Origin of the sequence: Exiguobacterium sp. FSL W8-0210 (assembly GCF_038006045.1) — a bacterium.
Lineage (GTDB): Bacteria > Bacillota > Bacilli > Exiguobacteriales > Exiguobacteriaceae > Exiguobacterium_A.
On record NZ_JBBOUK010000001.1, the window covers coordinates 668,700 to 691,522 of the forward strand.

Annotated in this window: 22 protein-coding genes and 1 pseudogene; 8 read left to right on the forward strand and 15 right to left on the reverse strand. The window is 47.9% G+C overall.

Features of this window, described 5'->3' with window-relative positions:
- Positions 1–67: 67 nt before the first annotated feature.
- The 4 genes from menB to MKY22_RS03495 are packed head-to-tail and all read right to left on the reverse strand — an operon-like array spanning position 68 to position 4,702.
- On the reverse strand, positions 68–892 hold the full coding sequence (menB, locus tag MKY22_RS03480; RefSeq protein ID WP_023469886.1) for a 1,4-dihydroxy-2-naphthoyl-CoA synthase: 825 nt from the start codon (positions 890–892) through the stop codon (positions 68–70).
- 18 nt (positions 893–910) lie between these two features.
- Positions 911–1,687: a 2-succinyl-6-hydroxy-2,4-cyclohexadiene-1-carboxylate synthase gene (menH, locus tag MKY22_RS03485; RefSeq protein ID WP_290776694.1), complete on the reverse strand. Its 777-nt coding sequence runs from the start codon at positions 1,685–1,687 to the stop codon at positions 911–913.
- A complete protein-coding gene (gene menD, locus MKY22_RS03490; RefSeq protein ID WP_341086701.1) occupies positions 1,684–3,327 on the reverse strand; it encodes a 2-succinyl-5-enolpyruvyl-6-hydroxy-3-cyclohexene-1-carboxylic-acid synthase in 1,644 nt (547 codons plus the stop codon). Before menD ends, menH begins: the two co-directional genes overlap by 4 nt.
- Positions 3,317–4,702 (reverse strand): isochorismate synthase, encoded by a 1,386-nt coding sequence (locus tag MKY22_RS03495; protein WP_290776900.1) that lies wholly within the window; start codon positions 4,700–4,702, stop codon positions 3,317–3,319. The genes menD and MKY22_RS03495 overlap by 11 nt, the downstream gene beginning before the upstream one ends.
- A gap of 159 nt (positions 4,703–4,861) precedes the next feature.
- On the opposite strand from MKY22_RS03495, the gene MKY22_RS03500 reads away from it, so the two are divergent.
- The 4 genes from MKY22_RS03500 to MKY22_RS03515 all read left to right on the forward strand — a co-directional run bounded on the left by MKY22_RS03500 (position 4,862) and on the right by MKY22_RS03515 (position 8,298).
- On the forward strand, positions 4,862–5,755 hold the full coding sequence (locus tag MKY22_RS03500; protein WP_029340886.1) for a 1,4-dihydroxy-2-naphthoate polyprenyltransferase: 894 nt from the start codon (positions 4,862–4,864) through the stop codon (positions 5,753–5,755).
- 178 nt (positions 5,756–5,933) lie between these two features.
- Positions 5,934–6,845: a PfkB family carbohydrate kinase gene (locus MKY22_RS03505; protein ID WP_290776901.1), complete on the forward strand. Its 912-nt coding sequence runs from the start codon at positions 5,934–5,936 to the stop codon at positions 6,843–6,845.
- 29 nt (positions 6,846–6,874) lie between these two features.
- A complete protein-coding gene (locus MKY22_RS03510) occupies positions 6,875–7,303 on the forward strand; it encodes an NUDIX hydrolase (protein ID WP_290776902.1) in 429 nt (142 codons plus the stop codon).
- 86 nt (positions 7,304–7,389) lie between these two features.
- Positions 7,390–8,298: a YihY/virulence factor BrkB family protein gene (locus tag MKY22_RS03515; protein ID WP_341086706.1), complete on the forward strand. Its 909-nt coding sequence runs from the start codon at positions 7,390–7,392 to the stop codon at positions 8,296–8,298.
- Positions 8,299–8,347: 49 nt separating this feature from the next.
- On the opposite strand, the gene MKY22_RS03520 is transcribed toward MKY22_RS03515, so the two are convergent.
- Positions 8,348–10,297: a heavy metal translocating P-type ATPase gene (locus MKY22_RS03520; RefSeq protein WP_023467288.1), complete on the reverse strand. Its 1,950-nt coding sequence runs from the start codon at positions 10,295–10,297 to the stop codon at positions 8,348–8,350.
- 185 nt (positions 10,298–10,482) lie between these two features.
- Here MKY22_RS03520 and MKY22_RS03525 point away from each other — a divergent pair, with 185 nt between their 5' ends.
- Together MKY22_RS03525 and MKY22_RS03530 are read left to right on the forward strand one after the other, a co-directional pair.
- Positions 10,483–11,412: a DMT family transporter gene (locus tag MKY22_RS03525; protein ID WP_058265779.1), complete on the forward strand. Its 930-nt coding sequence runs from the start codon at positions 10,483–10,485 to the stop codon at positions 11,410–11,412.
- A 163-nt stretch (positions 11,413–11,575) separates the two neighbouring features.
- On the forward strand, positions 11,576–11,863 hold the full coding sequence (locus MKY22_RS03530; RefSeq protein ID WP_023467290.1) for a hypothetical protein: 288 nt from the start codon (positions 11,576–11,578) through the stop codon (positions 11,861–11,863).
- A gap of 41 nt (positions 11,864–11,904) precedes the next feature.
- On the opposite strand, the pseudogene MKY22_RS03535 reads toward MKY22_RS03530, so the two are convergent.
- The 3 genes and pseudogenes from MKY22_RS03535 to yfkAB all read right to left on the reverse strand — a co-directional run.
- Positions 11,905–13,074: pseudogene (locus MKY22_RS03535) on the reverse strand (MFS transporter); the annotation flags it as partial.
- Between the two features lie 54 nt (positions 13,075–13,128).
- Positions 13,129–13,311: a hypothetical protein gene (locus tag MKY22_RS03540; RefSeq protein WP_023467292.1), complete on the reverse strand. Its 183-nt coding sequence runs from the start codon at positions 13,309–13,311 to the stop codon at positions 13,129–13,131.
- 87 nt (positions 13,312–13,398) lie between these two features.
- Positions 13,399–14,511 (reverse strand): radical SAM/CxCxxxxC motif protein YfkAB, encoded by a 1,113-nt coding sequence (gene yfkAB, locus MKY22_RS03545; protein ID WP_341086714.1) that lies wholly within the window; start codon positions 14,509–14,511, stop codon positions 13,399–13,401.
- A gap of 84 nt (positions 14,512–14,595) precedes the next feature.
- Between yfkAB and MKY22_RS03550 the strand changes: the two genes are divergently transcribed.
- The gene (locus tag MKY22_RS03550; protein ID WP_023467294.1) at positions 14,596–14,808 is read left to right on the forward strand and encodes an SE1561 family protein; all 213 of its coding nucleotides are present in this window, start codon (positions 14,596–14,598) and stop codon (positions 14,806–14,808) included.
- A 40-nt stretch (positions 14,809–14,848) separates the two neighbouring features.
- A complete protein-coding gene (rlmD, locus tag MKY22_RS03555; protein WP_058265782.1) occupies positions 14,849–16,234 on the forward strand; it encodes a 23S rRNA (uracil(1939)-C(5))-methyltransferase RlmD in 1,386 nt (461 codons plus the stop codon).
- Positions 16,235–16,284: 50 nt separating this feature from the next.
- Here the strand turns inward: rlmD and MKY22_RS03560 are convergent, their stop codons facing one another.
- The 7 genes from MKY22_RS03560 to MKY22_RS03590 form a co-directional block, all read right to left on the reverse strand.
- Positions 16,285–17,163, reverse strand: coding sequence for an aldo/keto reductase (locus MKY22_RS03560; protein WP_290776905.1), 879 nt, complete (start codon positions 17,161–17,163; stop codon positions 16,285–16,287).
- 31 nt (positions 17,164–17,194) lie between these two features.
- The gene (locus MKY22_RS03565) at positions 17,195–17,761 is read right to left on the reverse strand and encodes a TVP38/TMEM64 family protein (RefSeq protein WP_290776906.1); all 567 of its coding nucleotides are present in this window, start codon (positions 17,759–17,761) and stop codon (positions 17,195–17,197) included.
- Entirely contained in the window at positions 17,758–19,152 is a 1,395-nt protein-coding gene (locus tag MKY22_RS03570) for a sensor histidine kinase (protein ID WP_341086726.1), read from the reverse strand. The genes MKY22_RS03565 and MKY22_RS03570 overlap by 4 nt, the downstream gene beginning before the upstream one ends.
- Positions 19,149–19,832 (reverse strand): response regulator transcription factor, encoded by a 684-nt coding sequence (locus MKY22_RS03575; RefSeq protein ID WP_023467299.1) that lies wholly within the window; start codon positions 19,830–19,832, stop codon positions 19,149–19,151. Before MKY22_RS03575 ends, MKY22_RS03570 begins: the two co-directional genes overlap by 4 nt.
- 127 nt (positions 19,833–19,959) lie before the next feature.
- The gene (locus tag MKY22_RS03580) at positions 19,960–20,520 is read right to left on the reverse strand and encodes a GNAT family N-acetyltransferase (protein WP_023467300.1); all 561 of its coding nucleotides are present in this window, start codon (positions 20,518–20,520) and stop codon (positions 19,960–19,962) included.
- 230 nt (positions 20,521–20,750) lie between these two features.
- Positions 20,751–21,890, reverse strand: coding sequence for an amidohydrolase (locus MKY22_RS03585; protein WP_023467301.1), 1,140 nt, complete (start codon positions 21,888–21,890; stop codon positions 20,751–20,753).
- Between the two features lie 18 nt (positions 21,891–21,908).
- The gene (locus tag MKY22_RS03590) at positions 21,909–22,817 is read right to left on the reverse strand and encodes a TIGR01777 family oxidoreductase (RefSeq protein ID WP_023467302.1); all 909 of its coding nucleotides are present in this window, start codon (positions 22,815–22,817) and stop codon (positions 21,909–21,911) included.
- Positions 22,818–22,823 lie beyond the last annotated feature (6 nt).

A 22,823-nucleotide genomic window follows, 5' to 3' on the forward strand; every position in this document is an offset into this window, starting at 1 on the left:
TCACTTCCTTTTGAGATGAATATACGAAAAAGGTTCAATGTCGTAAGACGATTGAACCTTTTTTTCATTATGGGAAACGCGGGAACTGTCCGAAGTCCGGGTTGCGTTTTTCTTTGAACGCATCGCGTCCTTCTTTTGCTTCGTCCGTTGTGTAGTACAACAACGTTGCATCTCCTGCGAGTTGCTGAATCCCTGCAAGACCATCTGAATCAGCATTGAATGCCGCTTTAAGGAAACGAAGAGCCGTTGGTGAATGTTGAAGGATTTCAGCACACCATTGAATCGTTTCTTGCTCGAGATCTGCGAGTGGGACGACCGTGTTGACGAGTCCCATATCAAGTGCTTGCTGTGCGTCATATTGACGGCAGAGGTACCAGATTTCACGCGCTTTCTTGTGTCCAACAACGCGTGCGAGGTAACCAGAGCCATATCCAGCATCGAATGAACCAACTTTTGGACCAGTTTGTCCGAAGCGGGCGTTGTCTGCAGCGATCGTCAAGTCACACACGAGGTGAAGGACGTGTCCGCCGCCAATCGCATAACCTGCGACCATAGCGATGACTGGTTTTGGGATGACACGAATCAAACGTTGAAGATCAAGAACGTTCAAGCGTGGAATTTCATCGTCACCGACATATCCACCATGTCCACGTACCTTTTGATCTCCGCCAGAACAGAATGCGAGATCGCCTTCACCTGTTAAGATGATGACGCCGACATTTTGATCGTCACGTGCACGTGAAAATGCGTCGATGAGTTCGTGGACCGTGTGTGGTCGGAACGCATTGCGAACTTCAGGACGGTTGATCGTGATTTTCGCGATCCCGTTCCATTGTTCATATTTGATGTCTTCATAGCTGCGGGCTGATACCCATTCCGGAGCATATTTCATGTGAATTCCCCCAATATGTTAGTGATGAATAAGTAGATTCTCTACCATTGTAACAAACTTTTGCGGTTGGTCGATATGTGGGGCGTGCGAAGCGTGCAAAATCACGTGAATTTTTTCAGGTGATGCCGCTCGTGAAGCGATGGCACGGAATTTTTCATCCTCTGCCCCGACGATCCAATCAATCTCTTTCGGAAGGCATGACCATAGGGATGGCATGCTTCCTGTACCTTGTGTACGTAACGAAGCACTTAAACCTTCAACCGTTTGGGACAGACGCTCCTGACGCAGTCGCATACGTTGCGATTCCGGGAGAAGGGCTTGGGGTTTAAATAATCCAAGTGTCTCCCAGTGATCGATAAAAGCTTCGAGTCCGCCTTTTTCAAGGCGCTCCGCTAACTTTTGATCGGATGTACGACGTAATTTTCGCTCCATTGCCGTCTTAAGACCGGGTGTCGTACTAACGGCAATCGTTCGAGCGATTTGCTCAGAGACGACGCTCAGCATTAAAGCGATTCGTCCGCCCATCGAATATCCGAGGACGATCCATGGCTCGGATCGCATAGCGAGCAGTGCCTCGAGATCCTTGACCTGTTGCGTCAAACGCATTCGTTGCTCAGACGCCGGTGTCGTTTTTCCATGTCCCATCAAATCGAGGCGATAGACGGTGAAGTGAGTCGATAAATGCTCACTTAGCATGTCCCACGTCGAGAGGGAGCCTGTAAAACCATGAAGCAATAGGAGCGGTGGACCCGATCCCTCGATTTTCACATGATACGTATGGCCACGCAAAATCATTGGAACACCTCGGCTAACGCATGATTCGTCACGTCCCAGATCGAACGGTGCATCTGTACGTTTTCTGTTCGTGTCGTCTTGACTTCAAGAATCCGAGTGACGTGCGTCTCTTCCGCAAGTGCTTGACGTAACGCGGCAATGGAATCGATCGCCTGATAGGTTACACCGTATCCGGAAGCGAGAGAAGCGAAGTCGAGATGCTGCGGTGTACCGAAGAGTGGTTCGAATACCTCTTGCTCAAGTCGTTGTTGCGGTAAAAAGCTAAAAATGCCACCACCTGCATTGTTGACGAGAATGATCGTTAACGGAAGCGTCCGTGCTGTCATCAGACCGTTAATATCATGAATGAACGCCAAGTCACCGACGAGTAAGTAGCGATGTGTGGCATCAAACGTTGCTCCTAGAGCGCTTGAGAGAATGCCGTCAATTCCGTTCGCTCCTCGGTTCGCGAGTAGACGAAGGGATGTTCCTGTCGGTAGGAACGTATCGACATCCCGTATCGGCATACTGTTCGAAACAAAGAGACTTCCGTCCTGTAACGTCGCCAATGCACGGACGACGTTATATTCCGTCATCTCCTCTTGATCGATTGTCGCAAAAGCAGCGGCGACGCGTCGCTCCGCCTGTTGCAACAGTGTCAGATACGCAGGATCGTGCGGAACAGATTCATGATGCGCGAGTTGTCGCGCGTGACCAATTACGAAATCCGAATGAAGCTGTGGATCGCGCCAGTTTCCTGGATGACCGACGACCGTCGTCGGAATCTCCCGAGACCAAAGCAGATAAGGTTTTGACGTCGGCATGGCACCGAAACGAATGATTCGGTCTGGTCGGACGTGCTGAGCGGTAGCGGGATGTTTGAGCCATGTATCGTAATAGGCAAAAACGTGAGCATCATGCGATTGTCGTCCTTGACTGAGTGGATCCGCCAACACCGGAATCCCTGCTTGTTTCGCATACGAGATGACAACCTGACTGTCCGCCGCAGTAAGTTGTGGTCCAAGTACAAAAAGAAGACGCTCTTCTTGAAGTGCGGTCGCTAAAGCGTTGTTTACGCCCGGTGTCGGTTCAGGTAAAACACCGACCGGGCGCCCTGTCCGTAAGAGATCGAGTTCCGGCACGAGCGGTTCACGTAAGGGAACGTTGATTTGAACCGGGCCAGCTGGTTCCGTTAGAGAGAGTAGGGTTGCGCGTTGTGCAACATGAGCGACGTAAGGAAGGCTCGCTTCTTCTGCTAACGGAAGATCAAACGCATGCCGAACCTGCTTCCCGTACAGACCAACCTGATCAATAGCTTGTGGCGCACCGACATTCCGTAATTCATGTGGTCGATCGGCGGTCAAGACGATCAGCGGAAGTTCAAAAATATTCGCTTCGGTCACTGCTGAATAATAGTTCGTCGCAGCGGTACCGCTTGTACAAATTAATGCAACGGGACGAACGCGTTCTTCCGTCCGTGTTAGACCTAAAGCAAAAAAACTAGCCGACCGTTCGTCAACAAGGACGTGGGTACGGCTAGAAGGATGCAGAAAAGCAGCAATGGCAAGTGGTGTCGAACGGGAACCGGGACTGATGACGAAGTCCCGGACACCAGAAGCGACGAGCGTATCAATTAACGTGTGCATCCACTTAGTCAACATAAATATCATCCTTTTCAATCGAACCGACGTGTCCAAGTGCTTGTACCATCGGTGATAGTTTAGTTTCCGTCTCTGCCAGTTCACTATCGAGATGAGAGCCTTCGACGAGACCGCAACCGGCGTAAAGAATGACCGCCCGTTCTGTAAACAATCCAGATCGAATGGCAACGATGAATTCCCCGTCATCCTGTCCGTTCATCCAACCAACAGGTGAACCGTACCATCCTCGTTCGAACGTCTCGATTTCTTGGATGGCATCGACTGCTAACTGCTTTGGTTCGCCTCCAAGAGCAGGTGTCGGATGCAGTTTTTCGATTAATTGGAATAACGTCACATCTTCTTTTAAATGAGCTGTGATCGGTGTATAAAGATGTTGAATATGGCGATTCTTCAAGAGAATCGGCGTATCCGGACAATCCAGTTCCTCTGAAAAAACAGATAATGTCCGTTCGATCGAATCCGCGACGATTCCGTGCTCCACCCGATTCTTTTGATCTTGTAATAACGATTGACCGAGTGCTTCGTCCATCTCATCCGTTGCGTGGCGTGGTGCAGAACCAGCGACGGCTGCCGTTTCAAGACGACGTCCACGTTTTAAGACGAGTCGTTCCGGTGTAGCGCCGATGAAGGCTTCTTCCGGATTTGGTTGGAAACAGAAGACGTAGCTGCCGGGCTGGGTATCTTCGAGTTCAGCGACGACAGCGGCTACGTCGAGTGGACGATCCAGCTCATAGACGACTTCGCGCGCCAAGACGATTTTTTCAAGTGTCGTCTCCAAGTAGTGCATCGCTTGATGGAACGAAGCTTCAAAGGCTTCATTCCCATCTCGCGATAGTCGTAAGCGCGTGACGCCTGCCGCAGTCGATGGTTGCGGTTGATTGACTTTGGCGAAATCGAGTGAGAGTTCATTTAAGATAGAATCGACTTGATCCATTGGCTCGACGCGAGCAAAAATCGTCACACGTGTCTTGCCATCTTGTTCTAGAAATAAAAACTTCGGAATCGTCATCGAAGCGTCTCCGAAGGAAGACCAACGATAATCCGGTTGTTTAAGTTCGGTAAACGAAAATCCGCTGAACGCAAATAAATCATGACCGACATGATCGCGATTCAAGTTTTCCCATTGCGATTGAATTCGTAAAAAACGATCCGTTCCTGAAGCCTGAAGTTGTTGTACGATGCCAAACCCGATGGCCCGCATCGAGCGATCAGGTGTCGCGAAATAAAATCGTTCCTCGATACCCTGTTCGAGGGAACGCATGTCAGTTGCTTCGATTTCCCATGAATACGAAGCGAGTATAGGTCGTTGTGAGGCGTTCGCCTGACTGACGGCCTGTTCGATACACTGTTTTAGCTCTTGTTGAGCGTAAGCCATACCGCTCATTGCCCCCTAGTCTATAGATACTGTGATATGTTTCACTTAATCTAAGTGTAAACTTTTTGCGGACAAAAAAGAAGGAATAAGCTATCTCGGATTGAACATTGACAGCAAAAAACGAAACCCGATACACTTAGACAGGAAAGGGGTTATTATATGAATAAATCAATCGCTGTCTATTGGCGAATGACACGACCGCATACATTAACAGCAAGTTTTGTTCCGGTCGTCGTCGGTACGGCAGTTGTCGCACCACGCGTGGAATCGATACGCTTGGATTTGTTCGTGGCGATGTTGATCGCATCGATGTTGATTCAAATCGCAACGAATCTGTTCAATGAATACTACGATTACAAACGTGGTTTAGATACGGAGGAGTCGGTCGGAATCGGTGGATCGATCGTTCGTGACGGATTCAAGCCGGGAACGATCCTAGCGTTCGCACTTACATTGTATGGCATCTCGGCATTACTCGGTGTGTATCTGTGCATCGAGACATCGTGGTGGTTACTTGTCGTAGGACTCATTTCGATGTTCGTCGGATATATCTATACAGGAGGACCGCTTCCGATTGCCTATACACCGTTTGGAGAAGTCGTTGCAGGCTTTTTCATGGGGTATATCATCATCGCGATTTCGGCGTACTTGCAAATTGGTTATGTTCCGACAGAAGCCGTTGCGATTTCGGTACCAGTCGCCATCTTGATTGGTTCAATCCTACTTGCGAATAATATTCGGGACTTGGATAATGATAAGGTCAACGGACGAAAAACGATTGCCTGTCTCGTCGGACATCGCCGTGCCGTGTACGTCTTGATCGGATTTTTTGCGGCAGCTGTCCTGTCTCTCATTATTGCTGTACTCGCATTCGAAGTCTCATGGTTTGCGTTACTCGCGTTATTGAGTATTCCGCTCATGATCAAAGCAGTACGTCTCTTCTGGGAAGACTTACCACCGGAAAAGCTGATGCCTGGCATGGCACAGACCGGTAAAGTGAACACGATTTTCGGACTCTTACTCGCAATCAGTCTCGTGATCGCGAATATCTAATCTTTAATCAAAGCAGCAGGCGATCCGCTTGCTGCTTTTTTAACGTGAAGATAGCGAACAGTTAGAAAAAAACTACTTCGGTTGTCACTGATTTAAAATTTTACTATAATTGAAGCAATGTGCCTGAAAGATCAAACAAGGTCGGAAATCAGGAAATATGGTTAGAGGTGGAACTGAAATGAATAAAATCGCGGTAATCGGAAAAGTATTCGTCGACATAAAAGGAACTTCGTTCGCTCCTTTGCATAAGGATGCGAAAAACGTAGGAGACATCACGTTTTCAAATGGAGGAACAGGACGCAACGTAGCACAAAATCTAGCCGTCCTCGGGAATGAAGTTCGCTTTATCTCGACGGTTACGAATGATCAGATTGGCGTGGGAGTGCTCGATGAGCTGAAATCTTACGGTGCAAATGTGGATCACGTCGAAATGTTAGAGGATCATGGAATGGGCATGTGGCTAGCTGTCATGGATAACGAAGGTGACTTGCAAACATCGATCTCGAAACAACCGGATGCGAAGTTGCTCGAAGAGGCGATTTTACGTCAATCGGTCTATGCACTCGATGGAGTCGATGCCGTTGCGATCGATCTGGATTTGTCCGTTACGGTCTTAGAACGTTTGATTCATTTATGTCGCAAAATGGAGTTGCCGTTGTTTGGTGTTTGTGGTCACTTGAGCGTCATCGAACGAAATCGTCATCTGCTACAAGGGTTCACTGGATTCATTTGTAGCCGAGAAGAGGCGGAAATTCTGTCTGATCTGTCGATCGTGACGGTTGAAGATGCGATTCATGTAGCAAATGAGCTAGCGAAAAAAGGTGCTCCATTCACGGTCGTGACGATGAGTGAACTCGGGGCGGTCTACGTTGATCGGCGTACAGCGACATCAGGTCACGTCGGAACGAAAAAAGTGAAGGTCGTTGACTCAACGGGAGCAGGCGACTCATTCTTCTCTGCTGTCTTGTCTGAATTGACACAAGAGAGACCGGCAGAAGAAGCCTTGAAGCTTGGCATGAAGGTTGCAGCGGAAGTCATCGCTTCGACAGAGAATGGAATCGTTCCTGAAATGCTGGATGCTCTTCGATAAGTAGAAATGATAAAAGGGGAGGTGGCGTCATGCCGATTCAACGAAGTGCAATCATTTTACGAAACGAACAGGATGAAATTGCGTTGATCCGACGGGATAAACCGAACGAAACGTATTATGTCTTTCCAGGCGGTGGGAAAGATAACGGAGAATCGTTAGAAGAAACAGCGATTCGTGAAGCACATGAAGAACTTGGAATCGATGTGGAGTTGACCGGTATTGCCGCCATCGTCCGTTTTAATGGATTCGACAATCCTTATTTTTGGGCGAAAACAATTGGGGGTCGCTTTGGCACGGGTACGGGTGAAGAGTTCGAAGAGGAAGGATCGGGTTATACACCGGTCTGGATCAAGCGTTCGGAGCTACCTTCGTTACCAATTCGTCCACCGTCACTTGCCAAACAGCTGGCAGAAATGACAGAACCATTCTATGATTTAATCCTTTCTGAAAACGAATGAGGTTTTAGTTGAAATAAAATGGGAAAAGTATATTAAAACAATGAGGTGGTCTTCGACTGCCTCTTTTTCATGAAGGAGAGATGACGATGGCGCATTCACGCGATCTAAAAGGGCTTGCCCTGAACTTAAAGCAGCGAATGTCCGATCATAATATCACGGATTATGCAGGGACACTCGCTTATTACTGGTTTTTATCCATTTTCCCAGGAATCATTTTTGTCATTTCGGTCTTATCATTCTTTGACATCGATCGTCAGACACTCGAGTCACAAATTCGGGACCTAGCGCCAGGCGGAGCCGTCAATACGTTCACGGATACAATTTTCCAAGCCATCAAAGAACCGCAGGGTGGTCTGTTATCGATTGGTGCCATTCTTGCTGTCTGGTCTGCTTCCAAAGGGGTCGATCGTTTGATCACGACAGCAAACCATGCCTATGGTGACTTCTCGCCCCGTGGTTTTGTCGCAGCGCGTGGGATTGCCTTGTTACTCACGATCGTGCTCGGAGTCGGGATGTTGTTGCTGATCGTCTTGAATGTACTTGGTGGTCCGATCATTACGTATCTTGCCAACTTCGTGTTGCCGATCGATATGGGGCAAAAAATCCTACTGACGGTCTTACGATATGTCGTGTCGACGATTCTATTGATTTGTATCCTGTCGATTTTTTACCGCGTCGCACCAAAGCGTCCGATTACATTCAAAGAAGCAATTCCAGGAGCTGTTTTTGGTGTCATCGTCTGGCAATTATTATCGGTTGGATTCGGATTTTACGTCTCGAACTTCTCGAATTACAATCAAACATACGGTTCGCTCGGTAGTGTAGTTATCTTGTTACTATGGCTCTACTTCACAGGGCTGATCATCTTACTCGGTTCTGAATTGAACGCATCATGGGAACGGTTCATGAAAAAAGCGGATCCGAAGAAAATGGAAGAAAAGCGCTTGAAGGAACAAGCTGAACTTGATGCCATTCCGACGAATACGTTCGGATGAAGGTACAAAAAAGCCTGACTGCCATGTGGCGGTCAGGCTTTTTTGATGGTTAAGCAGCTAATCGTTTTTCAGATGAACGCTGTGGAAGACTTGGTAAAGCATCCTGTTGAAGAAGGCGTAAACCGTTCAGGATGACGAGAATCGTTGATCCTTCGTGTCCGACGACGGCGAACGGCATGATGAGGAACTGGGACAAATTCGATGCGATCAATAGGAGGATGACACCGATCGCAAGCGTGATGTTTTGTTTGACGATCCGGTTCATCTTCCGGGCTTTGTGCACAGCGTAGGCAAGACGACCTAAATCATTTTTCATCAAGACGACGTCAGCGGTCTCAAGCGCAGCGTCCGTTCCTTCACCCATCGCAATCCCGACATGTGCTAATGCAAGGGCTGGGGCATCGTTAATGCCGTCACCGACCATCGCGACGGTCCGACCTTCTGTTTGGTATTGTTTGATGTAGCGTACTTTATCTTCCGGTAGGCACTCAGCGACGAAGTCCGTCAATCCCGCCTCACGTGAGATGGCAGCTGCCGTGACCGGATTGTCACCAGTTAACATGATCGTTGCGATGCCGAGATCATTTAAGGCAGCAATCGCTGTTTTGGCTTCCGGACGAATCGTATCACGTAACGCATAAAGCGCTACGATCTGTGCTCCATTGCTGACATAAACGATCGTATGCCCTTGCTCTTTCAATGACTGTTCGATCGCGACGAATGGATCGTCTAAACCATCATGGAACGCCCGTTTACCGATACGATACGTGACACCATCGACAGTTGCTTCAATCCCGTATCCTGTCACATCTTTAAACGTTGATGGTTCGCGGACATCGGTTTTTAAGTGATCGACGATTGCTTGTGCGAGTGGATGGTTCGACTGCGCTTCGATGGAAGCGACCGCTTGTTGGACTGCGCGGACGTCCATGCCTTCCGCGTAACGACTTTCAGTGACGACGGGTTTCCCTGTTGTCAGTGTTCCCGTTTTATCGAAGACGATCGTATCGACTTGACCGAGCGTCTCAATGTGGGCGCCTCCTTTAAAAAGAACGCCATTTTTCGCAGATGCGGCAATTGCAGATAAGGCAGCAGGTGTAATCGACGCAACAAGGGCGCAAGGTGAGGCGACGACGAGAAGAATCATCGCGCGGTAAATACTTGTCTCAAATGTCCAGCCAACGACGTAATGAGGGAGGACCATCATCAGTGCGACGACGAGGAGGACGATTTTGACATAACGACTTTCGAAACGTTCGATGAACTGAGCAGATGGAGACTGTTCACTTTGTGCGTTTTGGACCATATGAATGATTTTTTGGAACAACGATTCGTCAGCAGCTTTCGTCATCTCAATCGTCAAGACACCATTCATGTTGACAGTCGAATTATAAACCGTATCACCTGTTTGTTTTTCAACCGGAATCGATTCTCCTGTAATCGATGCTTCTTCGATCGCGGCTTGACCTCGTACGATGACACCATCGACTGGAATCCGCTCCCCAGGACGAACATAGACGAGGTTACCGATCGCTAATTGTTCGATTCCGACGACTTCGAGTTGACCGTTTGCATTCAGACGTGTTGCTTCCTCCGGTTGTAAGGACATCAAGCTTTGCAAGGCACGTTCGTTTTTATTCATCGTGTATGTCTCAAGGGCACCGGATAACGCAAAGATGAAGATGAGGATCGCACCTTCCATCCAGTAGCCGATGGCAGCCGCACCGATGGCAGCTAAAATCATCAACAATTCGACGTTCAACGTTTTTTCTTGGTACGTCTCCGTCAATCCTTCCTTCGCTTTCGCATATCCTCCGATTACATAAGCCGATAAGTACAATGTGACATAAACGGCAGACGCCGTATTGAATTTTTCGAGTCCGTAAGCAACTAAAATCAATATTCCGCTAAACAATGCTAGAATCAATTCGTGATGCTCATCCCAAGCATGACGGAATACGGAACGCTGTTGAACATCGGTAGTAGTGGAAGTCGTCATATTAAAACTCCTTTCAAAATGTAAATGAGAAATGAAATCATTATAGAAAGAGAATGAGAATGTGATATATCAATGAGTTTAACTGATTGATAATGAGTTTCATTGTCTCTAGATTATAATTATTATTATCTGTAGAATTACTATACCATGCTTCAGTGAAAAGGAACAGGAAAGGAACTAGAAAGATGCAAAAAATTTTAACCCATCGGATTGGACTCGTCGTCTTTGCGTTACTAACGACTTTTTTGTGGGGAAGTGCGTTTCCCTTCATTAAAAAAAGTTATGACTTATTACAGATCACATCTTCCGAATACGGAGAGCAATTGCTGTTTGCGAGCTATCGTTTCTTTTTAGCAGGTGTGTTATTACTTGTCGTCAGTGTCTTCGTCTTCAAACAGACGATCACACTGAAGGAGCGGACTTACGCCTATAGTCGTCTCGGCTTCTTTTTGACGTTCTTGCAGTACGTCTTCTTTTATATCGGTCTATCTTTATCAACTGGCGTACAAGGATCAATCATTGCCGGATCGACTTCGTTCTTCCAGATGTTGCTGGCACATTTTCGATATGAAGACGATCGACTGAATCGATTTAAAGGACTCGCCTTATTCCTTGGATTCACAGGTGTCATCTTGGCCAACTGGCCACAAGGTGGGCAAGGTGTCTCGTTTGGAGTAGGGGAAGGATTATTGATCGCAGCAATGGTTTCCGGGGCGTTCGGTAACTTGGTTGCCAAAGAATACTCGGCACGTTATCCGGTGGCACCGATGACTGGATGGGCGATGGTCATTGGATCAATCGGTCTCTTTATCGCAGGAGTCATTCTCGATGGTCACGTCGCACCATTCACCTTTTCAACGACAAGTGCTTGGATGCTCGTGTATCTTGCCTTCTTATCAGCGACTGGATTTACGCTTTGGAACTTACTAATGAAATATAATCCAGTCAGTAAAGTGTCGTTGTTCATGTTCTTCGTACCGATCTATGGTGTCAGTTTATCGGCCTTGATTCTCGGCGAGACGATTCCACCGCAAGCGTTGCTTGGGTTACTCTTCGTCGTCAGTGGTATCTTAGTCTCGACGTACCTTCCTGTATGGTTTCAAAAGCGAGGTTGACGAAGATTCAGAATCGTGCAAAAATAGTTTCAATCAAAGTAACTCCCAATCGTTCGTTGCTCAAGCCGACCCGTTCGGCTTTTTTCTGTACGGTCAAGTGAAGACCGATTCGGCCTTGTCTGAAAGGCTAGTGCGACTATAAAACGGAAGGAGATGAAAACGAATGGAACGGAATGAGATCGTTCGAAAGATCATTGCCACTCGTCGTCCACGTGATGAGTTTGCCCGGTTCGTCGTAACGTGCGTCAGTCAGCAGTTGAAGGAAACCCATGGAGATGTGGATGTGGAAATCATCGAGGCGGAGAGAGGTTACGATTCAGTGTGGTCAATCAACGGTCGAGAGGTCGTCGTGCTGCTCGAGACAGAAGAGCTGAAGCGTGCAAAAGAACAGCCGTATGCGATCGACGATAAGCTCTGGCGGAGTTTTCGGCAAGAAGGAATCGTGAAATAAAACAAAGGATCTTGCGCATCATTAGCGCAAGATCCTTTGTTTTAGATCCGGGATGATTCGTGACGTTTCGCATATCGTAAGAGAAACGCAAGTGTCGCTAGAACCAGAACGAATAGACTGAAATAAAGCATAGCTGGAAGCAGAACGAACAAGCTGCCAGCAATCGGTCCAAGGATCGAACCAAGACTAAAGGCAATCCCTGCAAGCAAGTTGCCCGTCGGAAGAAGGTGTCGCGGTAACTGTTCCGTCATATAGGCGACACCGAGCGAGTACGTCGAGCCAAGTGCCATCCCGCTAATAGCAAAAATCGCGAATAACCAACCATATCGTTCGAAGACGAAGCAAGCGATGAGGAAAGCAACGGAGCCAATCGAAAGAACGGTTACTAACGTCCGACGTTTTCCGAAGTGATCAGCAAGTCGTCCAAGTGGAAGTTGCATGATCAACGAGCTGACGACGAATGTCGTGATCAAGGTACTGGTCTCAGATAGACCGTACCCGTTACGCGTCGCAAAAACGGGAAAACTGGCATTCAGTGTGGCTTCGAGAAAACCATATGTAAAGCCAGGAAGTAACGTGAACCAAGCAGTTGATAGGACAAGTTTATACCGTGAGGCGGCGCTTTGCAGCTCCTCCGGCATGACGGATGACGGTTTTTCGTTCGGCATACGCGATAACAAGATCAGGACGATGACAGTCAATGTACCAGTCAACACGAATGGTAGCCAGTTGATGACATCGACGAGAGGTGCCGCAAGAGGACCGAGAGCAAAACCGAGACCGAATGCCATCCCGTATAGTGACATCGTTCGCCCTAACCGTTCATTTGGGGTAATGGACGTCACCCAAACCTGTGATCCATAGTGTAACGTTTGATCACCGAATCCGACGAGAAATCGTAAGATCATCCAAGCAATGACACTTGGAAGAAGTGGAAATAAGAAAACCGCTACTGCAACAAGAGCGAGTCCGAACGAAATGACGGGAATATAACCCCGTCGTCGCAGTGGACCTTCCATGAGCGGGGCAGCGACGATGACGCCAATGTATAGAACGGCAGCACTGAGACCGTTGATGAAGGCGGGTGTCCCTTGGCGTTCAAGTAAAATGGATAGCAATGGAATCAGCAATCCTTGGGTGAAACCGGAAATGAAGACAATTGATAAAATGAGAGCAAAACGACGTGACACAAGTAACGACGACCTTTCTTTTTTCTTTTTAGCATAACACGCCCCAGTCTCTGAAACGGGAGACTGGGGCGTGCTTCATTTATTTTCTTGTTCAAAACGTGTCGGACGCGGCATGTGCAGCAGATGTTCATCCCAATCTGTCTGATCGAACACTTCATCATGTTCGATACTGTGTGAAGCACGAATACCAACCATCATGACGAACAAGACCATACTGAACGTACCGATGATTGCGACAATACCTACGAGCCATTCCATCCCGGTCACCCCTTTTTAGAAAACAGAATGTGTCTACTTTGTGACATTTTTCCCGGGACGCCATTGTTCAAAACCTATTTTTGATTCTTAAAGCCGACTCGATTGTTTTGTGAAATCAATCTCAGGGTAGTATGCGTTTTTCACAAGCGCGTTCGGTCCAAGGCATTGCACCGCAGGACAGTGACATGACAAGCTTTTATTCAGTTCTGTCTCTTGCCACTGGGCATACGCATCATTGAAAGATGTCTCGTGAATCGTACCGAGCGAAGCGAGTTCGTCGCCGAAATCGGTCACGATGATTTCACCATCAAAGATGTTGACGTTAAGACGAGAACGACCATCTGGGTCATTGCGAACCGATACGTTTTTTTCTTGACGCAAGCGACGGTGCAATTCTAAATCTGCCTCTTCCATCGAACATGCGTAGAAAGGAAGTGTTCCGAACAACATCCAAACGTTCGGATCGCGGACGTCAAGCAAACGATGAATTCCGTCACGGATTTCAGATAAACTAGCTGCTTCGATCATTGACGCGAAGTCAGCGGGGTACATCGGGTGCACTTCATGACGGACACACCCCATATCGACAATTTCCTTATGGATTGCTTCAAGGTGTGGCAACGTCCGTTTATTGATCATCGTCTCAGCAGACACGATGACACCTCGTGCATTCAGAACACGGGCATTCTCTTTCATCGTCTCGAAAAGTTTCGTCCGTGCTTCACGTGACGGTTTTCGTTCCATCATCGCAAAGCCGCCATCGATGAAATCGTCGGCTGTTCCCCAGTTATGTGAGATGTGCAAGACATCTAGATAAGGAATGATTAATTCATAACGAGATAACGGAAGTGTTAAATTTGAGTTGATTTGGGTTTTAGCGCCACGTTCGTGGGCATACTTAAGTAAAGGGACGACATATTCCTTGACGGATTTCATCGAAAGCATCGGTTCTCCGCCTGTGATGGAAAAGGCACGCAGGTGTTCGATTTCATCCAGACGTTGAATGAGTAGTTTGAGTGGGATTTCAGGTGACTCGCTACTGGATAACATGTAACCAACGGCGCAATGTTCACAGCGCATGTTACACAGTTTTGTCGTCGTGACTTCGATGTTCGTCAAACGGACGGTGCCGTATTGTTCAATGTCACGATAAGCTTCCCACGGATCGTTTGCGATCGTGATGGGTGATGATTGTGGCATGGGTACTCCTCCTTTTTAGTGCTCCACTTCGTATCGTATGCTAAAATAACGTCGGAATCCAGCGGAAGAAAGGAAGTCTGAATAATGGGAAAAGCAAGAACTGATAAACTTGGTCAAATGAATGTGCTAAAATCAAGAATGCAGCTTCTCTGTCATACAATCGATTCACTCGATGAATCATCAGATATCGAAGATTTGGAACGACTGATCGTATCACTGGATCAACTCAAGGCGAAGGTCGTTCGATATGCGAAGGATATGAAAGAACAAGAAGAAACGAAAAAAGCGGTAGATTGAGACCGCTTTTTCATTTGCACAAACGGAAAGGATGAAATCAATGGCAACAAAAATCAAATTAAAGACAGGTGAGGTCCGTTCGGTCACGTGTCTACGGATGGGAATCAACGGTGAAGGGATCGCGACGCTCGAGCGACAAATCGTCTTCATCCCAGGATTACTCGTCGGGGAAACGGCACAAATCGAGATCACGGAAATTCATGCGAACTATGCGAATGCAAAAATCTTAAAGCGTGACGATCGTTCACCAGACCGTGTTACTCCACTTTGCCCGGTCTATAGTGTCTGTGGCGGCTGTCAATTACAACACATGAGTTACGATGGACAATTGCGTTATAAGGAAGAAATGCTTCGCAACGCTTTCTTGAAATCAACGAAATTGAATGTCGAGAAAGCGGATATCCGTCCGACAATCGGTTCGAAGGAATGGGAATACCGCAATAAGTCGCAATTCGTCGTCGGTAAACAGGGGAATGAGATTGTCAGCGGTCTCTATTCCGCTAATTCGAATCGTCTGGTCGCGATCGATGATTGTGTCGTCCAAAACAAGGACACGCTTCGCGTCAACCAAGCTGTCACGAAATTACTCAATGACTATAAAGTACCCGTTTATCATGCAGCAAAACAAGACGGTGTCATGCGCCATATCGTCGTCCGGACAGGAATCAAAACGGGTGAAATTCAGGTCGTACTGGTTGCTTTTAAAGACGGCTTCCGTGATCTAGAAGGTTTGTCACGCGATATCATGGATATCCCAGGTGTCGTCTCGGTCGCACTGAACATCAATGATAAGTTGACATCACGTGTCTTCGGAGAAGAAACGGAAGTCTTGCGTGGCGTGGAACGGATTGAAGAAGAAATGGGCGAATTCACGTATCAACTGTCTCCGCGTGCCTTCTTCCAATTGAATCCGGAACAAGCAGAGCGGATGTATGAAGAGATCGCGCGTGCTGCTGCTTTGACTGGCGAAGAACGTGTCGTTGATGCCTACGCAGGTGTTGGTTCAATCGGACTTTGGATCGCTAAAGGAGCAAAAGAAGTCCGCGGTATGGAAATCATTGAAGAAGCTGTCGAAGATGCCAATGCGCACATGAAGCAATACGGATTCGACCATGCCCACTACGTCGTCGGTAAGGCAGAAGCGTGGATTCCACGTTGGGTCAAGGAAGGCTGGATTCCGGATGTCTTCATCGTCGACCCACCACGCTCAGGTTGCGATACACAATTGTTGAATGCGATGATCTCGTCTAAAGCGAAAAAAATCATCTATGTCTCGTGTAATCCGCAGACGCTTGCACGTGATTGTGATCACTTGATGAAAGCGGGATACAAGGTGTCGTACATTCAGCCGTACGATATGTTCCCACAAACAGCGCACGTCGAAGCGATCGTCGTGCTCGAAAAGAAGAAAAAGAAAAAGTTCTAAGTAACAAGCCCGTATGCACTCCTTGAACGAGTGGACATACGGGCTTTTTATCATGTTTGCGAAGGATAACCGAACGTTGCGTCACACTCAGCGAAGCGTTCCTTCAACCGAGTAACACGATCAGCAGGAAGTGGACCGCGCTCGATCAATTGCTGATTCAAAGCGAGGTGTTCTGGTCGAGATGTGCCGATGATGGCCGTCGTGATTCCTGGCTCAAAAACCGTGAAACGAAGCGCGGTTTCAAGCCAACTCGATTCCTCGAGTGGATAAGCGAGTTGTTGCGCACGTTCCCAGTAGGGTTCGACGTACTGTCCGACCGGACGCTCCGTGAATCGCCACGGGGCGTTACCGATCGGGCGCTTGGCGATGACACCGTGATCTAGAAGGGTGGGCAGGACTTCGGCGACACGTTGGTCAAATAGATTGAACGACGTTTGAAAACTATCGAAGCGATTCGTTTCGATAGCATATGTCAAGTCTTCCCGATCACCGGAATAAGCGATGACGCGAACTTTTCCAGCTTGTTTTGCTTGTTCAAGCGCTTCGATGACATCTCCTTGGGCGAGAACTTCTCGACTACAAGAGTGGAGATGTACGATGTCGAGATAATCTGTTTGCATCGTTTGTAAGGCTTGATCGATGCCACCATGGACCGCTTCAAAGGTCCAGTCCTGCGCACCGGGCACATCATAGCCGACTTTCGTCGACAGAATGACGTCGTGCCGACGATTCTTTAGAAATTGTCCGACGCGTTGCTCCGATAAGCCATAGCCGCGTGCTGTGTCGATCAGATTGATGCCGAGATCACGTGCTTGTTCGAGCAAATAGACTGCTTCGCGATCCGTCATCTGTTCTGCACCGATGTGACCGGCTCCGAACCCAAGCGGGGATACGAGTAGGTCGGATGTTCCAAAACGTCTTAACTCCATGAACGATACTTCCTTTCAGACATCTGTAGTTTTATATCGATGATGCTCGTTTTTGTTGAATACGATAGATCAGATAACCAACGAGTGCCACGCCTGCAATCGACCATTGAACGATGGACGAGGATTGCATGAACTGATGGACGGCGAACACTTCGACTAACATGGCTGGAATTTTTCCGATCGTACTGGCAGTCAGGAAGAGTAGGATCGAAATACCACTAGCGGCACTGACGATGTTGACGATGCCAGACGGGACGAACGGTAACAGCCGCAGCAAGATGATCGTCCAAAATGCTTCATGTCCTCGTTGTGCTTGCAGTTTTTGTTGCAAACGAGCGAATCGATCCGGAAGTGGGCGACGAAGGGCATACCGCAGTCCTTTTCGGTAAAGTAGAAACGCACAAACCGCACCTAGGACTTCACCGATGAAAGAGAGCAATGTGCCCATCCATAATCCGAAATAGACGAGATTCGCAGCGGTGACGAACGTACTCGGTAGGACACCAAGTACACTGACGACGACGCCGACTAAGACACTAACGAACGGAGCGAACGGTCCGAAGAGTTCAAAGGTTTGGATGACATGATGTTCCATCATTCGAATCCATCCGCTTCATCCGGAAGAAGCGGTAACACGATGTGGACAGTCGTTCCTTCTCCAAGAACGGAGTCGAACCGGATCGTTCCATCATGACGATCGATGATGTGTTTTGTGATCGCAAGACCAAGACCGGTTCCGCCATCTTTACGCGTCCGTGATTTATCGACACGGTAAAAACGTTTTGTCAGTCGATCAAGATGCTCTTCCGGAATGCCTTCTCCTTCGTCCCGGATAAGACAATGCGTCCGGTCGCCGATCGTTTCAGTCGATAAGAAAATCTGTTTACCAGGCGGTGTGTACCGTAAGGCGTTATCGAGTAAATTGCCGAAGACTTGCTCAAGGCGGTCCGTATCGCCTAAGACGATTTGATCCGGGTCGAGATTCATGACGAACGTGACTCCTTTTGACTGGGCGATGGGTTCCATCCGGTAAATGACATCTTCAAGTACTTGACTGAAGACAAGTGGTTGTTTCGACATCGGATAGGAATCGCGTTCAAGTTGAGCGAGATCGAGCAGATCATTGACGAGACGTTGCAGACGCTCTGTTTCTCGCTCAATGATTTGGTAATACTGCGCACGTTTTTCTTCCTCGAGCGAATCATCCTGCATCATCTCCGTATAGCCACGGATGTAGGAGAGCGGTGTCCGCAATTCATGACTGACGTTCGCGAGGAACTCCTTCCGCTGCTCGTCGACTTCTCCGAGCGATTCCGCCATCTTATTTAATGTTTCTGCGAGTTCCCCGATCTCATCGTCCGATTGAATCGGAATCCGATAATCAAAGTCACCTTGTGCATAAACAGTCGAGGCGCGCTTCATGTCGATCAACGGACGGATGATCGTATCGATGATTTGTCGTCCGAAGATGACGAGATTCAAAACAATCAGTCCGATCATGAAGAAGATCATCAGGCGGAGTGGGCGGAATGGTTCACTGATTTGACCGAGTTCCAGATACAAGATCAGCGTACCAACCAGTCGATTGTTTTCGATGATCGGAAATCCGGTCATCAAAATGTCCGTTCCTTCAATCGGATGGGTCCGACTGGAGACGACGGTTTCACCGTTTCGAAGTTCTTCGATATCCGCATTCGTCAAAAAGCGCAGTCCAGCTGGATTTTTCTTCAGGAAATCGATAAAGAAGACTTTCGATTCCGTCAACTCATTCGTATAAGTCATTCCATCGTAAAAAGCACCAGATAATCCTTCAGATTCATAAATGTTGATCAGCTTTTCGCCTCGGTTCAATAAGATATCTTCCTGCGTCTGAAGATAGAACCGGTCGTAGAGATAGAACGTCAGCAGGACGAATAAAATAGCGGAAAAAACGCTTGTGAACCAAATCGTGATCCAAATCCGGCGCCGGATCGTATAGCGCTTAATCATACTTCCTCGAATTTATAACCGATGCCCCAGACCGTTTGAATCGAGCCACCAGCTTCCCCGAGCTTTAAGCGAAGTGTTTTGATGTGTGTATCGACCGTCCGTAAGTTCCCGATATAGTCCGCACCCCAGATTTGATCGAGTAACTGTTCTCGAGAAAAGACCTTATCATTGTTTTGAGCGAACAGGTGCAACAAATCAAATTCCTTACGCGTCAGACTGACCGGCTTGCCATTGACGTGGACACTCCGACTTTCAGTGTCGAGTTCAAGCATGCCGAGCGTCAGGGTAGCCGATTGATCAACTGTAAAGCGATGAGAACGACGAAGTGTCGCTTCGATGCGAGCAAGCAGTTCTCGAGGGCTGAATGGTTTTGTGATATAGTCATCAGCTCCGATTTTCAGACCGTGAATACGATCGAGCTCGTCCGAACGTGCCGTCAGCATGATGATCGGAACGTTTGAGAATTCACGGATGCGCATACATGCTGTCAAGCCGTCCATTTCCGGCATCATGACATCGAGTAGAACGAGATGGAATGTATTTTGTTGAATGAGATGGATCGCTTCTTGTCCGTTAGAAGCTGTCATCGTCGTGTAGTGTTCTTTTTCAAGATTCGAGACGAGAAGGTCACGCATTTGTGCTTCATCATCTACTACGAGAATGTTAAACGATTCTGGCATTAGTCTTCGCTCCATTTCCTGTAGAAGAAAGTGTTTCTTCCATAAAGATGAGTTTTCTTATTTATCATACCATTTCAAACTTTAGAAGCGCATGCGTGGACACAAAAAAGCATGAGAGACAAGGCTCTCATGCTTCGAGTTGTTGGTGATCGTATAGTGTTTCGAGCTCCCGACCATGAATGTACATGTGGAAACTAGATTTTGAGACTTCATATAGCGTGAACTGTGTCTCGCCGGCATTCAATTGCTCAAGAAGCGCAGGACGCAACTCATCCGCACAGAACGCATACGGCAATTTTTCAGCTGCTTTTTGTGACCGAATATTGCTTTTGCGAATTTTCATGAAGACACTCTCATATCCAAGCTCGAAGAACAGCTCAGAGAAGAAGGCTTCTTTCGCTAAATGATTGTATCCTTTACCATGATACGGTTTACCTAACCATGTACCGAGAAACCCATATTGTCCTTCGATATCGAGTAAACTAATCGTACCAATCGGTTGATCGAATTCATCTAGGATGGTACGTGATACGATTTCACCACGTTCTTCCTCTTCGATTGCCTGCTTTGTAGTAAACAGAAATTCATCAAAGTACCGTGTTTTTTGGCGGACGTACGGATATACGTCTTGATGCTGCATCAGTTCGAACAAATCAGCGCAGTCGCTCAGCTCCCGTTGCTTGAGCATACTTCCATTCCTCCTTTTAGGACCGCAAGAATGATTGTCGAAAGCTACCTGTCTGACTCGTTTGAACCGCGCATGGTATGCCTTCTTCAGTTGTCGGATAAGATAATATTACCTTCTTTTTTTAAAATTGCAAGAAAATAATTTTTGTGAAAAAAGATACAAAAACAAGATGTTTTCCGTAAGCGTCTAAAACCCCCGAAAGGTGCAAAAAACACCTGGCGGGGGTGGGGTTAAGTCAAGTTCAGTTGAGCGTGTTCAAAAATGATTTTTCCGTCAATCATCGTCATGAGCGGCTTCGCTAAATAGTCGAGTGGGAAGTGACTCCATAGGACGAGATCCGCGTCTTTTCCGACCTCGATCGATCCGACGCGATCGTCCACACCGAGCGAGCGGGCTGGATGAATCGTGATCGCGCGCAAGGCGACATCGACCGGTAGACCTTCTCGTGCAGCTAGACCGGCACAGAGATTCAAGTACTGGACAGGGGTGTACGGATGATCGGTCGTAATGGAGATTTCAAGACCATGCTCATGAAGAATTCGATACGTTTCCCATGTCTTATTCTTCAGTTCGATTTTAGACTTTCGCGTGAAGGTGGGTCCGACCGTCACTTTTTCAATCGGTAATTGTTCCATCTCTTTTGCGACGAGATGACCTTCCGTACAATGTTCGATACGTAAATCGAGATCGAACTCTTCCGCAAAACGAATGGCGGAAAGGATATCATCTGCTCGGTGCGCATGTACACGAAGCGGCATTTTATGATCAAGGACCCGTTTGATCATCTGATGGGCGAACGTTTCGGAAACTCGTTGTGTCCGAACTTCAAGAAAGGCTTCGCGCAACATCCCCATGATGCCCATCCGTGTCAGTTCACCGGCGCGACCAGCACTATGGACACGCTTCGGGTTTTCACCGAGCGCCACCTTCAGACCCGCATACTTTCGAAGAATCATATCATCGATGAACCGTCCGTGCGTCTTGATGACACTCGTGACGCCGCCAATGATGTTCATGCTACCGGGCATGACTTGAACGGTCGTAATCCCGTGCTCGACGGCTTCCTTAAATCCTTCATCAAGTGGGTAGACGCCATCAATGGCACGCAGATGAGGGGTCATCGCAAAAATCGTCTCATTCGCATCATTTCCGACGGTTCCGGTACCTTCGTCATATAATCCGAGATGTGTATGGGCATCGATGAAACCGGGTAATAAAAAGTGACCTTCTGCTTCAATGACTTGATCGTTTTCTAAGTGATCCAGTAATTCACCGATTTCAATGATTTTCCCATCACGAATGCGGATGTCCCCGTAAAAACTGTCCGAAGTAATCGGATAGATATGTGCGTTTCGAATTAAGATATCCAAGTATCGTCCACCCCTGTACTAGTTTGAATGCTCGATTGCTCGCAATGCATCCTTTAGTTCAGCATACCGAAACTTGTATCCGTTTTCGAGCGCTTTTTTCGGAACGACACGAGCTCCTTCTAGTACAATCGTACTCTTTTCACCGAGTGCGAGTTCTAACGCGAAGCGTGGCGCCGGGAGCCAGTGTGGGCGATGTAAGACTTTTCCGATCGTCTGTCCGAAACGCCGCATCGTCTCCGGATGAGGAGCAGTGATGTTCAGCGGTCCTTCGACTGTCGGGGTCTCAAGTGCGAATACGAATAAATCGACTAAATCATCGATGTGGACCCAGGAGACCCACTGTTTTCCGTCGCCCATCGTCCCACCACCAAACAAGACATAGGGCAGGCGCATTAATGGGTAAGCGCCACCGGCTTTCGTTAGGACGACACCGATTCGTGGATGGACGAGTCGAATGCCAGCGTCAGCAATCGGGCGGGCAAGATCTTCCCACGCAACACAGACATGACTTAAGAAGTCAGCGGTCGGTGGAAGGGGGTGATCTTCAGAGAAGGTTTGATGCCGATCTTGTCCGTAAATGCCAACCGCAGAAGCAGACAACACGACATTTGGTTTTTGATCGAGTGCTTCAACGATTCGCACGAGCTCCTTCGTCGTACTGACGCGGCTGTCGAGAATGACGCGTTTGCGTTCATCCGTCCAACGTCCGTCGTTGATCGAAGCACCAGCCAGATGAATGAATGCATCAACGCCCTCTAAGTGCTGTTCCGGTTTTGCGTCTTCTGTCATCCACTTGATATATGTGACATGCGCGTCATTTGCTTTCGGATGACGCGTTAAGATAAAGATATGATGTCCTTGCTCGAGTAAACGCTTCGTCAAGGCTTGACCAATCATACCGGTTCCACCGGTAATCGCAATGTTCATGTAATC